Raw genomic sequence first — 13,121 nt, forward strand, 5'->3', positions numbered from 1 at the left:
AATACGCAGTGGGTCCGGCGGCCGGCTCTCCGGGTATCAGTTCTGCGAAGTCGCCTGTTTCTTCGGTGCCCACTGGGTTGTGCCCGGTGCCGCATTGAGGGTGTTGACCAGGTCCACCGCCGCAATGACCAGCGTGGGACCGCCGACGGCGATCGTGCCGATGATCCCACCGATGGTGGCACCGGCGATAACACTGGCGACAACACCCGGCCCGGTGACGATTCCGGTGAGACCCACGAGTGCGCCGATTGCGGTACCGACGAATCCGCCGATGGCGGTCGCGATTCCGAACTGCGATGCGAAATAGTTCTGGGCCGCCAGATTCTCCTGCGGTGAGGCCACGAATTCGGTGGCCGGTCGCGCTTTCGTGGAATCCTTGACCGCGGTGAGCTCCAGGACTCGGCCGTCTTCCCGGATCTCGTGGGGTAGAGGATATTCGGTGGTGCCCTCTCGTACGGCCAGCGGCAGGGTGACCACCGTGGCCCCCGATTCGTCGACGATATCGACGTTTTCGCCGTCCAATTCGAAGGTGCCGTGGGTGAGGGTGGTGACGACGGTTTCGCCGGCCAGTTCGGTGCGGTAACCGATATCCGGCGTAGCGGGCGCAGCGTATGCGGTTGCCGCGCCGAAGGTCGCGGTGGCTATGAGCGGCACGACGGCCGCGGCAAACTTACGGATCCTCATGAGTTCACACGTCCGATCTGATCACTTCGTCGCAAAGGATGGTTTACAGCCGGTACGAGCACGCTATCCGTTACTCCGGGATGAATTACCTGTTCACCGGTGTAATCGAATATTCGGGACACTACGCTCCGGAGGGCCTGTGGGTGGCGGGATTTCGTGGAAAAACCGCGGTACCGGGCGCAGTGGGCCGCACTGTATATCGGCGGATCGGTGAATGTCCAGCTTCCGCCGCGTGAAGCGGTCCGGACGGATCAGCGTGGGCGCAAAACGATCTCGGTGGGATGGCCGTCGCCGGCGGTATCGATCGCGGTCCGGACCGTACGGGCAACGGTCTCCGGACGCAGGAACCGGGCCGGATCGTAGGACCGGCCCTCCCCGGCCACGATCTCGCGCTGCATATCGGTATCGATCCGCCCGGGATGGACGGAGGTCACCCGGATCGACGGCTCCTCGAGCCGCAGCGCGTCCCCGAACGCCCGCAGGCCGAACTTGCTGGCGGCATAGGAAGACCATCCGGCGTTCGCGCGCAGCCCGGCCCCCGAATTGATCAGGACCACGTGCCCGTGCGCCGCGCGCAGGGCGGGGAGCAGCAGCCTGGTCAGCTCCACCACCGCGATCAGATTGGCTTCGAGGGTTTCGCGCCACTGGCGTACCGAGGATTCGGCGACAGTGCCCAGATCGGCGATACCGGCGTTGTGCACGAGGACGTCGAGCCGCTCGATCGGCGCCGCCGCCGCAGCCACGGCCGGATAGTCGGTGAGCTCGACCGGCCAGCCCGTCGCTTCCGGCAGCTCGGTCAGGATCGATTCCAGGCCCGCGGCAGACCGCGCACCCAGCAGCAGCTCGTGGTCGGGTGCCAGCTCCCGCGCGATCGCCGCCCCCAGCCCGCGCCCGGCCCCGGTGACCAGTGCCACGGGCCGTTCCCGGCCGGCCCCTTCAGTTCCACGTTGCACAACAGAAGTCTATTGGCGCGCAGATCTGCGCGGGTCCAGGGCCGCGCGTGCCGCGCCGGAACGAGGCAATTTAACAGCGGCCTCATCCCCGTGAAACCCCGCCTGGGTAAAAATTGTGATCAGCCCCGGCTCCGCCGAACCCGGAAGTCACCCGCGCCGCGATACCGGCGCCAGGAACACGAGCAAGATGTAGAAATGGCACATCCCGGCTTCACCCCGACGCAGCTCGCTGCCCGCGCGGCATACCTGCTGCGTGGCAACGATTTGGGAACCATGACCAGCGCTGCCCCGCGACTGTATCCGCATATGTGGAGCTGGGACGCGGCCTTCGTCGCGGTGGGCCTGGCGCCGTTGAGTGTGGAACGTGCGGTGATGGAACTCGACACGTTGCTTTCGGCGCAGTGGAAGAACGGGATGATCCCGCACATCGTGTTCGCCAACGGCGTGGACGGCTATTTCCCGGGGCCGGCCCGCTGGGAATGCCGGTTGCTGGCCGTTCAGGCGCCCGATGGCCCGGATACCTCCGGGATCACCCAGCCGCCGGTGCATGCCATCGCGGTGCAGCGGATCCTGGACCATTCGCGCCGGCACGGCCGCAGCACGCGCGCCGTGGCCGAGGAGTTCCTGAACCGCCGCTGGTCCGATCTGGTGCGCTGGCATCGCTGGCTGGCATATGCCCGTGACCCGCTCGGCAACGGCCGGATCACCCTGTATCACGGCTGGGAATCGGGGATGGACAATTCGCCGCGCTGGGACCGGGCCTACGACAATGTCGCGCCCGGCCCGGACCTGCCGCCGTATCGGCGCGAGGATGTGCTCGTCATCGACGACCCCACCCAGCGCCCCAGCGACCGCGAATACGACCGGTACCTGTGGCTGGTGGAGCAGATGCGGCGCTCCCGCTACGACGATGCCGAGCTGAGTACGGTCATGGATTTCGCAGTGGAGGATGTATTCGTCACTGCGATTTTCGCTATGGCCTGCGAGGTGCTGGGGCAGATCGGCGAGGAATACCATCAGCCGAAGGCCGATACCCGGGAACTTTTCGCGTGGGCCGACCGGTTCCGCGCCGGCGTGATCGCCACCACCGATGCCCGCACGGGCGCCGCCCGCGATTACGACACCCGGCTGGGCCGCTGGATCACCACCGAAACCCTGGCGATGTTCGCGCCCCTCATCAGCGGCGGGTTGTCGCGGGCCACCGAGCGCAGCCTGCTGCGGATCTTCGAGGGCCCGCGGTTCTGCGGCCACCCCGACCTGCGGTATGCGCTACCGCCCTCGACGTCACCGGTATCGAAGGATTTCCGTCCGCGTGAGTACTGGCGTGGCCCGGTCTGGCCGGTGATGAGCTGGCTGTTCTCCTGGGTTTTCGCCCACCGCGGCTGGGCGGAGCGTTCCTTCTTGCTACGCGCCGAAGCGTTGCGCCAGGCCAGTGACGGCAGCTTCGCGGAGTATTACGAACCGTTCACCGGGGAGCCGCTGGGCAGTATGCAGCAGTCGTGGACGGCGGCCAGTGTGCTGGACTGGCTGGGCTGAGGAGATCAGACCGGTTGTGAGCTGGCGGCCGGTTCGCAGGTGCTCTTCAGCGAGCATCCCCCGCAGGAGCCGCCGCAGCCGCCGGTCTCCGCCGGCGGGGCGATGGCCTCGGCGGCCCGCGCGCCCGCATTGGCGCCCGCACCGAGGGTGAACAGGGCGATGACCAGCACACCCACGGTGACGAGGATGCCGGTGAGCGTTGTCGCGGCCAGCACCACCAGCCCGCCCGCGGCGAGCAGTGCGCCGGAAACCACCGAGGTGGGGGCGGCAATCCGGTTCGCGGTGCGGAAGGCGGTCTCGTCGCGCAGCGCGGCTTCGGTGTGCACACCGATATACCGGTTGCCGGGCAGACGGCCGAAGAAGCCGAGCACGCCCGTCGTCAGGGCAACGAGGGCCAGGACGAACAGCAGAATCGCGACGACAAGCACCAGCCGAGAATACCGCAGGGGGTTTGCCGGGCCGAAGCTCGGCGGGGCGCCCGCGGGGAAGTAGACCCGGGTCACACTCTTGCGTAAGGCTCGGTCGTCGGCGTAGGTCGGTCGGTATGCACTTGAGTGCTGTGCAGACCGGTCGCGACTGCTAGTGAGGGGGCCTTCTCATCAGCGGAAGGTGCCGGCTTGCTTCGCCGGCGCCGGTGGTGGCGGCGGTTTTCGGAGGGGCCGACCGGGCGGACCCAGTGGTCCAGGCTGCACTCGTCGCCTCGGCGGCGCGGCCCGGTCGGAGGTGCCCGACTTCCTGTCTGTGCGCAGTAGGCGGGGCCGTGTCTCATTCGGTCCGGCCGCTGGGCGCGACGGGATACACCCACCTTTTGGGCTTGTCAGGGGGCAAGTCTTAGGCTGTTCGACGACGGAATTCTCCCCATCAGCAGCTAGAAGAAGGCAGGACCGTGCAGGACTCCCGCGCAACCGAGACGGCCGGGCAGAGCTCGGTAGACACCGGCGCCCCCGGCCGGGGTGACGATACGCCCGCCCATCGGTACACCGCTGCGCTCGCCGGGGAGATCGAAAGCCGGTGGCAGCAGCGCTGGATCGAGCGCGGTACCTTCCACGCGCCGAACCCGGTGGGCCCGCTGGCCGGGGAGGTGCCGGCGGACAAGCTGTTCGTGCAGGACATGTTCCCGTACCCGTCGGGGGCGGGGCTGCACGTAGGGCATCCCCTGGGCTATATCGCCACCGATGTGTTCGCTCGGTACCACCGGATGCACGGGCGCAATGTGCTGCACGCACTGGGTTACGACGCGTTCGGCCTGCCCGCCGAGCAGTACGCCGTGCAGACCGGCGCGCATCCGCGCGACACCACCGAGGCCAATATCGCGACCATGCAGCGCCAGCTGGACCGGCTGGGCCTGGGGCACGATCGGCGGCGCTCCTTCGCCACCACCGACCCCGAGTACTACAAGTGGACACAGTGGATCTTCCTGCGAATCTACAACGCCTGGTACGACCAGGAAGCCGACCGGGCCCGGCCGATCGAGGAACTGGAGCGGCAGTTCGCCTCGGGTGCCCGCCCGGTGCCCGGTGACAAGGACTGGGCGAGTATGTCCGCCGCCGAGCGGCGCGCGCTGATCGACTCGTACCGGCTGGTGTACCAGACCGATTCGATGGTGAACTGGTGTCCCGGCCTGGGGACCGTATTGTCCAACGAGGAGGTCACCGCGGACGGCCGCAGCGAACGCGGCAACTTCCCGGTGTTCCGCAAGCAGCTGTGGCAGTGGATGATGCGGATCACCGCCTACTCCGACCGGCTGATCGACGATCTGGAGCACGTGGAGTGGCCGGAGAACGTCAAGGCCATGCAGCGCAACTGGATCGGGCGTTCGCGTGGCGCCCGGGTCGAGTTCGCCACGCCGGCGGGCGATGTGGAGGTGTTCACCACCCGCCCCGACACCCTGTTCGGGGCCACCTACATGGTGCTGGCCCCGGAACACGAGATGGTCGATGCGCTGACCGCGGCCGCCTGGCCGGCCGATACCGACGCCCGCTGGACCGGCGGCAGCGCCACCCCGGCCGACGCCGTCGCCGCCTACCGCAAGGCCATCGCGGCGAAATCGGATCTGGAGCGGCAGGAGAACAAGGAGAAGACCGGCGTCTTCCTGGGGTCTTTCGCCACCAACCCGGTGAACGGCGCGCAGGTGCCGGTCTTCATCGCCGACTATGTGCTGAGCGGGTACGGGACGGGCGCGATCATGGCCGTACCGGGTCAGGACCAGCGCGACTGGGATTTCGCGACCGCGTTCGGCCTGCCGATCATCCGGACCGTGCAGCCGCCGGACGATTTCGAGGGCGACGCCTACACCGGTGACGGCCCGGCGATAAACTCCGACTACCTGAACGGGTTGACCATCGCCGACGCCAAGGCCGCCGTGATCGCCCGGCTGGAAACCGACGGCCGCGGCGCCGGGACCGTGCAGTACAAGCTGCGGGACTGGCTGTTCGCGCGGCAGCGGTACTGGGGCGAACCGTTCCCGATCGTCTACGACGAATCCGGCGCCCCGCACGCCCTGCCGGAATCCATGCTGCCGGTGCGGCTGCCCGAACTCGACGATTTCGCCCCCGTCACCTTCGACCCGGACGATATCCACTCCGAACCTTCCCCGCCGCTGGCAAAGGCCACCGACTGGGTGGAGGTCGAACTCGATCTGGGAGACGGCCCGCGCACCTACCGCCGCGATACCAACGTCATGCCCCAGTGGGCCGGCAGTTCGTGGTACCAGCTGCGTTACGCCGATCCCAGTAATTCCGCGGTGTTCTGCGCGAAGGAGAACGAGAACTACTGGCTGGGCCCGCGGCCGGCCGAGCACGGTGCGGACGATCCGGGTGGTGTGGATCTGTACGTGGGCGGCGTCGAGCATGCCGTCCTGCACCTGCTGTACGCCCGGTTCTGGCAGAAGGTGCTGTTCGACCTGGGCGAGGTGAGCAGTAGCGAACCGTACCGGCGCCTGTTCAACCAGGGCTATGTCCAGGGATTCGCCTACACCGATGCGCGCGGCGTCTATGTTCCCGCGGCCGAGGTGGTCGAACGGGACGGCAAGTTCTACTGGACCGACACCACCGGCACCGAGATCGAGGTGAACCAGGAATACGGCAAGATCGGCAAATCGCTGAAGAACGCCATCGCCCCCGACGAGATCTGCGATCTGTACGGGGCCGATACGTTCCGGTTCTACGAGATGTCGATGGGCCCGCTGGACACGTCCCGGCCGTGGGCCACCAAGGACGTCATCGGCGCGCACCGCTTCCTGCAGCGGGTGTGGCGGCTGGTGGTGGACGAGGAGACCGGCGCGACCCGGGTCACCGAGGACAATCCCTCCGATGAGACGCTGCGGTTGCTGCACCGGACCATCGCCGGGGTCGACGAGGACCTCGCGGCCATGCGCGACAACACCGCCGGTGCCAAACTGATCGAGCTGACCAATCACCTGACCAAGGCCTATCCGAAGGGCGCGCCCCGTTCGGCCGTGGAACCGGTGGTGCTGATGCTGGCGCCGCTGGCCCCGCATATGACCGAAGAACTGTGGGAACGCCTGGGACACACCGGTTCGCTGGCGCACGGCCCGTTCCCGGTGGCCAATCCGGCGTTGCTCACGGCGGAAACCGTGGAATACCCGATTCAGGTGAACGGGAAGGTCCGCAGCCGTATCCAGGTGGATCCGGAGGCCGATCAGGCCGCGATCGAGGCGGCTGCGCTGGCCGACGAGAAGATCGCCGCGCTGCTGGGCGGGAAGGCGCCGCGCAAACTGATCGTGGTGCCGGGCCGGCTGGTCAATATCGTCGCATGAGCGAATCGGGCCGGGCAGTGGTAGCACAGCGCTGCCACCTCCGGGCCCTGCTCATACGCCTGGACACAGCCTGACTCGTGACCGCCCGACACGGTGGCTCGGCAATTCCCGGGCTACCGTGTTGGCCGGTAGTTAATCTGCGAGACTCTTCGGACTTGCCTGCGTCGGCTAGCGTGCGTGCGTTCAGCCCGGAACAGGAGTCCACTGTGAAACCTCTTGCGCTCTTCGTCGCACACCAACCGGCCGGCTCCCGGTCGCGCGTGACCTGCCAGTACAAATGCGGTAACGCCTGTTTCCACGAGGTACCCAACACCTCGTCGAACACCTACTTCGGGGATATCGTGGCCGGGATCTCCCGGCGCCGGGTGTTGCAAGGCGGTGCGGCCGCGGTGGTCGCGATCGGCGCCGCCGGTACCCTCGCGGCCTGCGGTGACGACGCCGGGGCCGGAAGTTCCGAGAGCGGGCAGGGCATGGGGACCGGGTTCGCGCCGGTCGCACCGAACACCGAGGATGCGGTCGTCATCCCGGACGGCTACGAACAGGGGGTGGTGATCCGCTGGGGCGACCCGCTGTTCGAGGACGCCCCCGAATTCGATTTCTACGGCCAGACTCCCGCCGCCCAGGCCAAGCAGTTCGGTTACAACAACGATTTCGCGGGATTGCTGCCGATCGAGGGACAGCCCGGCAAATACCTGCTGGTGGTGAACCACGAATACTCCACCGAGGTGTTCATGTTCCCCGGGTACAAGCCCGAGGCCATCAGCAAAGAACAGGTCGAAATCGCCATGGCCGCGCACGGCCTATCGGTGGTCGAGGTACACGGTGAGCCCGGAACCGGGCAGCTGAAACCCGCTTTCGGCAAGTACAACCGGCGCATCACCGCGACAACGGAGTTCGAGCTGACCGGCCCCGCCGCCGGTAGCGACCTGCTGAAGACCATCGCCGACCCCACCGGCACCAAGGTTCTCGGCACGATAAACAACTGCTCCGGCGGGGTGACCCCCTGGGGCACCGTGCTTTCCGGGGAAGAGAACTTCAACGCCTATTTCATCGGCAAGGCCGCCGATCCCGTGAGCGCCGAACGGCTGGACCGCTACGGCATCGGCGAATCCGATTCCCCCCATTTCTGGGAGAAGTTCGACAAGCGTTTCGATATCGCGGCAGAACCCAACGAGGCGAACCGTTTCGGTTGGGTGGTCGAGGTGGATCCGTGGGATCCGCAGTCCACGCCGGTCAAGCACACCGCGCTCGGCAGATTCAAGCACGAGGCCGCGAATATCCATGTCACTGCCGACGGCACTGTGGTTGCCTACAGCGGCGACGACGAACGCTTCGACTACATGTACAAGTTCGTCTCCACCCGCAAGATCGAACCCGGCACCGGTGCGGCAAGCCGCCGCCACAACCGCACCATCCTGGATGCCGGCACCCTCTACGTCGCGAAACTCACCGGAGATCACCCGGACCGGATCGACGGTTCCGGCACCATCCCCTCGGATCAGGGTTTCACCGGTAAGGGCCAGTGGATCCCGATCCTGCGCGCCGGGGAAGACGGCCGCGGGGAATCGCTGGTGGACGGGATGACCGCCGAAGAAGTGGCGGTGTTCACCCGCCTCGCCGGCGATAAGGTGGGCGCCACCAAAATGGACCGCCCCGAGGATTTCGAGGCCAGCCCGAAAACCGGCAAGGTGTACGTGGCGCTGACCAACAACAGCAAACGCGGCACCGACGGCGAAGCCGCAGCCGACGAGGCCAACCCGCGCAACGAGAACAAGAACGGGCAGGTCCTCGAGATCACCGACGATCACGCGGGCACCGAATTCACCTGGTCGCTGCTACTGGTCTGCGGTGACCCGGCGGCCGCCGACACCTATTTCGCCGGCTACGACAAGACCGAGGTCAGCCCCATCTCCTGCCCCGACAACCTCGCCTTCGACCCGTACGGCAACCTCTGGATCAGCACCGACGGCAATGCCCTGGACGCCAACGACGGCCTGTTCGCGGTGGTCCTCGACGGTGATCGCCGCGGTGAGACCAAACAGTTCCTGTCGGTTCCCGTCGGCGGCGAGACCTGCGGTCCGGTGATCACCGAGGAACGGGTCATCGTCTGCGTTCAGCATCCGGGCGAGACCGATGACGCCTCGGTGGAGGCACCGGCCTCGCACTGGCCGGATGGCGGCACCTCGCAGCCGCGCCCGTCCGTGGTGGCGGTCTGGAAGGCCGGTGGCGGCCGGATCGGCGTCGAGTAAGCGTTGCGCCGCAACGGTTCCGGCGGGGCCGCGCTTCCGGCCGGAACCCGCGCGGCGCGGCGGGCCGCCCGGTGCGGTGCTTCGGCGGAATCAGCGAGACGATGCCGTCGCAGACGTTGCGGACTCTCGTGCGCGACGGTCTCGTCGAGCGGACCGTAGAACCCACCACGCCGCCGCGGGTGAGCTACGAATCCACGACGCTCGGGCACGGCCTGGCCGGATCGCTGGGGCAGCTCCTCGCCTGGATCCGCGCGCATGCGGTGGACGTCGCCGACGCCCAGGAACGGCACGATCGGCGACAGGGGTGAGTCCCCGGCCGGCGCTGGTGAACCGAGCTCATGACCCGTCGGCGCGGGAGGCAGGCCGGGGCCCGCGGCCGCGGACACGGTGAGGACGGCCACGGAGAGGTCCGGACGGCGGTTGCCCGTGTACGACGGCAGCGGGTAGGCCTATCCGCTGCCGGTGAGACCGCCCATCCGGGCGAACCTGCGGAAATCTCCTTGGGCACCGCTGTACACGTTCACATCGGTGGGGCCGTGGATACCGGGGATGGAACCGGAATCGGTCTGCTGCCAGAAGGTCCACGCCGGCCAGCGGCCGGGGACCTCCGGTTGCGGGCGGTCGCGGTAGTCGGCGATCCACAGCGGGTAGCGGTGGAACTGGTCGCTGTCGGCCATCGCGGTCTTCCAGAAGGTCGGGTAGGTGTAGATGATCGGGACGCGGCCGGTCAGCGCCTGGACCGTATCGAGATAGCGGTGCGTCCAGTCGATCAGCGCGGCCGGCGGGAGTCCGCCGGAATGCTCGATATCCAGAACCGGCGGCAGATCCAGCGGGCCGTTCTGGCCCAGAACGACCGCGGCGTAGAGCGCGGCCTGCGGTTCCGGCGGGAGGTCCGGATGTGCGTAGTGGTAGGTACCGCGGGCCATCCCGGCGACCCGCATGTGCAGGCTGTCCTGGACGAAATACGGGTTGATGTAGTGCAGGCCCTCGGTGGCCTTGACCATGGCGAAACCGTGGCCCGCGCCGCGCACGGCGAACCAATCGATGGGCCGCCCGCTGTCGTGCTGCCAGGACGAGACATCGGGGCCGGTCGGCTGGGCGGCTGCCGCAGGGTAGGCGCCGAAAGCTGCCGCGCACACCAGCACCCCGCCCACGGCGGCCCTCCGTAGCAGCCCTCCTACTCGGTGGCCGGCTCGATTCCGGACCATCCGGGCTCGGGATGCCGGCGGCTCTGTGCGGGGTGGCCCGGTTCGTTCGCTACCCGGCGCACAGACCGCCGGGTAGTGGGCTCCCGCCGCCGTGCGATGGCTGTGCGGGTCGCCGGGGCCGCGCCGCGGGAGGCGGCGCAACGATGCAGTCGGTCTCCAACGGACAGGGGTCATGGACACCGACCCTATGCACCGTCAGCGCGGCTACCGGGTAAGACCGCGCCGTGAATCGGCACCGATATCGTCGCGGACCGTTCCACCGGACTGGGGCCGCCGCCGGGCGTGAGCAGCGCTGATACCCGAGCTGCCATATGCGGTTCACGGTTTTGCCACCGAATCGGCGTGGCGTGGTCGGGATTCGCCCGGATACTGATCGGACAACATGGAACACCGGAGGTGGGTATGCGCGCGGACTCTTGGCCGGCTGCGGAGGTTGTGCTGTCGGCGGCGCAGACCTGGGGTATCTCCAGCGCCGGTTTCCTGCAACTGTATGTTCCGGTCGCGGTCTTCACGGTCGGTGTCGCGTTCTGGTTGCGGCACCGGGTCGTCCGTTCGTGCGCGACCGCTCTCCCGGCGGATCTGAGCGCACCCGAGCTCGGCCTGCTCACCAGCGATCAGCGTGCGGTGATGGCCGCGGTCGCGCTGCTGCGCGGTCATGAGCTGATCGATGCCCAGGGGCGTTCCACCGGGTCACGGGTTCCTTCCGGCCTCGACCCGTTCACGGTCGCGGTATCCGGTCATCTCGGTAGGTCGCAGCAGAGCATCATCGAGGTGACACGCCGTATGCGCACGGACCTGGACCGGTTGCGCGAAGGCCTGGCGGACCGCGGATATATGACCGGGCCGCGGCTTTCGAAGGAGCTACGGGAGGCGGGCCTGCCGATCGTGGTGGTCGCTCTCTTCGGAGTGGTCCGGTTGATCGCCGGGCTGTCCAACGGCAATCCGGTGATCTTCCTGGGGATCGTCCTGATACTGCTGGGCGTGGCCTGGTGGCGGGTAGTGACCGCGGGGCGGGTCACCGGAAGGGGTAAGGCCGCGAAGCAGGAGGCGCTCGCCGGGAACTTTCATCTGCGTCCGTCGGCTATCCCGTCGTATCCGTCCTTCGGACCCGCAGCCGCCGGTGTGGCGGTCGCGTTGTTCGGTGTGCAGGCACTGATGCTGATCGATCCCGAGTTGAACACCGCGATGGGAGGCTCCAGCGCGGAACCGGCAGGCAGCGGGGATGACGGCGGAAGCGGGGGTGACGGCGGTGGGGGCGGCGACGGTGGCGGCTGCGGCGGCTGCGGTGGGTGCGGTGGTTGACCGGTGATCGGCCCGCTACCGGAAGCCGCACTCGGAATCGGCTGGCGCCCAGAGATATGCGGTGTGATCGCCCAACTGGACGGACTCGATTTCTGCGAGGTCGTCGCCGAATCGTTGCCAGTGAAGAGCGAGCAGAATGCGAATGAGGTTGTCGTTCCGGTAGAACTGGCCGCACTCCGGGACTGCGGCACATACATTGTGCCGCACGGTGTCTCGTTGTCACTCGGTGGTGCCGAGCCGGTCGCCGAAGCGCGGGTGCGCCGATTGGCGCTCTGTGCCGATGCCTTGGCGGCGCCGCTGGTGAGCGAACATATCGCCTTCGTACGGGCCGGCGGTCTGGAGGCCGGTCATCTACTTCCGGTGCCGCGGACAGCCGAAGCGCTGGCGGTGCTCACCGCGAATATCACCCGGACCCAGGACGGCATCGGCGTTCCGCTGGCGGTGGAGAATATCGCCGCATTGTTCGAATGGCCCGACGACGAGATGACCGAGGCGGAATTCCTCACCGAAATAGTCGAGCGGACGGGGGTCCATCTGCTGCTCGATATCGCGAATGTCTATGCCAACGCGCGTAATCGGGGTCGCGATCCGCTGGCCGAACTGCGCCGGATGCCCGCCGAGCGAATCGCCTACTGTCATATTGCCGGTGGTGTGGAAGCCGGCGGCCGGTATCACGACACCCACCTGCATCCGGTCCCGGCCGAGGTACTGACGCTGGTTGCCGATTTCGTCCGCGACCACCCTGTCCCACTGATGCTCGAACGTGACGGTAGCTACCCGCCGGACGAGGAATTGCTCGACGAACTCGATGCGATCAGCAATGCCGCGGCCCGCGCCCCGATCACCGCGACGGCCCGGGCGGTCCGGCAATGACCGAACCGGGTACCGGTCTGGCCGAGCGGCAGGCCGCGCTGGTGCGCGCACTGGTGGCGGATGGGACTGTGCCGCCCGGTTTCGATCCGGCCGCGGTGCAGGCCACGGCGGAGGCGCTCCTGCGTAAACGTGCCCGTGAAACGGCCGCGCACTATCCCGCCCTGGTCCACGCCACCGGCCCCGATTTCACCGCCCGCTACGTCGATTGGGCTCGTGGCCACCCGAAGGCAGGTATCGTCACCGACGCACTGGCGTTCGCCCGCGACAACGGTGTGCAGTGGCCGCCGGAGCCGCAGCCGGCCGGCCGGCGCACCGCGTTGTTGTCCCGGTTCCGCAGCGTGCTGAGTAACTTCCGTAGTAGTTGAGCAGCCCGCAGCGATGGTAGAACGCTTTCCCGCGAACGATGCCGGTGAGCGAGGCAGAATCCGTGCGGTCCCTCGGCCGTATATGCGCCTCGATGCCTTCCGCGCAGAGTCCGCTCCCGACCGCCCGGCGATGGTGCGCTGTTCGCTGAGGTGGCGGTCGCATCTGGCCCCGG

The 13,121-nt window shown here is 67.8% G+C and carries 11 protein-coding genes; 7 read left to right on the forward strand and 4 right to left on the reverse strand.

Going from position 1 to position 13,121, the window contains the following annotated elements; genetic code table 11:
• Positions 1-36: 36 nt before the first annotated feature.
• The gene (locus NFL01S_RS26315; protein WP_062979006.1) at positions 37-684 is read right to left on the reverse strand and encodes a DUF8020 domain-containing protein; all 648 of its coding nucleotides are present in this window, start codon (positions 682-684) and stop codon (positions 37-39) included.
• Between the two features lie 251 nt (positions 685-935).
• Positions 936-1,637 carry an SDR family oxidoreductase gene (locus tag NFL01S_RS26325; RefSeq protein WP_062979008.1) on the reverse strand — a complete coding sequence of 234 codons (702 nt, stop codon included), beginning with the start codon at positions 1,635-1,637 and terminating at the stop codon, positions 936-938.
• A gap of 195 nt (positions 1,638-1,832) precedes the next feature.
• On the opposite strand from NFL01S_RS26325, the gene ggh reads away from it, so the two are divergent.
• Positions 1,833-3,173, forward strand: a complete 1,341-nt coding sequence (ggh, locus tag NFL01S_RS26330; RefSeq protein ID WP_062979009.1) for a glucosylglycerate hydrolase — start codon at positions 1,833-1,835, stop codon at positions 3,171-3,173.
• Positions 3,174-3,178: 5 nt separating this feature from the next.
• On the opposite strand, the gene NFL01S_RS26335 is transcribed toward ggh, so the two are convergent.
• The gene (locus NFL01S_RS26335) at positions 3,179-3,601 is read right to left on the reverse strand and encodes an SdpI family protein (RefSeq protein WP_062979060.1); all 423 of its coding nucleotides are present in this window, start codon (positions 3,599-3,601) and stop codon (positions 3,179-3,181) included.
• Between the two features lie 458 nt (positions 3,602-4,059).
• On the opposite strand from NFL01S_RS26335, the gene leuS reads away from it, so the two are divergent.
• The 3 genes from leuS (at position 4,060) to NFL01S_RS26350 (ending at position 9,508) form a co-directional block, all read left to right on the forward strand.
• Positions 4,060-6,951, forward strand: a complete 2,892-nt coding sequence (gene leuS / locus NFL01S_RS26340) for a leucine--tRNA ligase (RefSeq protein ID WP_062979010.1) — start codon at positions 4,060-4,062, stop codon at positions 6,949-6,951.
• Between the two features lie 206 nt (positions 6,952-7,157).
• Positions 7,158-9,200, forward strand: coding sequence for a PhoX family protein (locus NFL01S_RS26345; RefSeq protein WP_062979061.1), 2,043 nt, complete (start codon positions 7,158-7,160; stop codon positions 9,198-9,200).
• A gap of 71 nt (positions 9,201-9,271) precedes the next feature.
• Positions 9,272-9,508 (forward strand): winged helix-turn-helix transcriptional regulator, encoded by a 237-nt coding sequence (locus NFL01S_RS26350; protein ID WP_280507295.1) that lies wholly within the window; start codon positions 9,272-9,274, stop codon positions 9,506-9,508.
• A gap of 141 nt (positions 9,509-9,649) precedes the next feature.
• On the opposite strand, the gene NFL01S_RS26355 is transcribed toward NFL01S_RS26350, so the two are convergent.
• Positions 9,650-10,408 carry a glycoside hydrolase family 25 protein gene (locus NFL01S_RS26355; RefSeq protein WP_062979011.1) on the reverse strand — a complete coding sequence of 253 codons (759 nt, stop codon included), beginning with the start codon at positions 10,406-10,408 and terminating at the stop codon, positions 9,650-9,652.
• 402 nt (positions 10,409-10,810) lie between these two features.
• On the opposite strand from NFL01S_RS26355, the gene NFL01S_RS26360 reads away from it, so the two are divergent.
• Genes NFL01S_RS26360 through NFL01S_RS26370 form a run of 3 tightly spaced genes read left to right on the forward strand, consistent with a single transcriptional unit; the run spans position 10,811 to position 12,948 of the window.
• Positions 10,811-11,710 carry a TIGR04222 domain-containing membrane protein gene (locus NFL01S_RS26360; RefSeq protein ID WP_084493282.1) on the forward strand — a complete coding sequence of 300 codons (900 nt, stop codon included), beginning with the start codon at positions 10,811-10,813 and terminating at the stop codon, positions 11,708-11,710.
• Between the two features lie 3 nt (positions 11,711-11,713).
• The gene (locus NFL01S_RS26365) at positions 11,714-12,583 is read left to right on the forward strand and encodes an MbnB/TglH/ChrH family RiPP precursor modification enzyme (protein WP_062979013.1); all 870 of its coding nucleotides are present in this window, start codon (positions 11,714-11,716) and stop codon (positions 12,581-12,583) included.
• On the forward strand, positions 12,580-12,948 hold the full coding sequence (locus NFL01S_RS26370) for an SCO6045 C-terminal-like domain-containing protein (protein ID WP_062979014.1): 369 nt from the start codon (positions 12,580-12,582) through the stop codon (positions 12,946-12,948). The genes NFL01S_RS26365 and NFL01S_RS26370 overlap by 4 nt, the downstream gene beginning before the upstream one ends.
• Positions 12,949-13,121: the final 173 nt, after the last annotated feature.

The organism is Nocardia flavorosea NBRC 108225, from assembly GCF_001613385.1.
GTDB lineage: Bacteria > Actinomycetota > Actinomycetes > Mycobacteriales > Mycobacteriaceae > Nocardia > Nocardia flavorosea.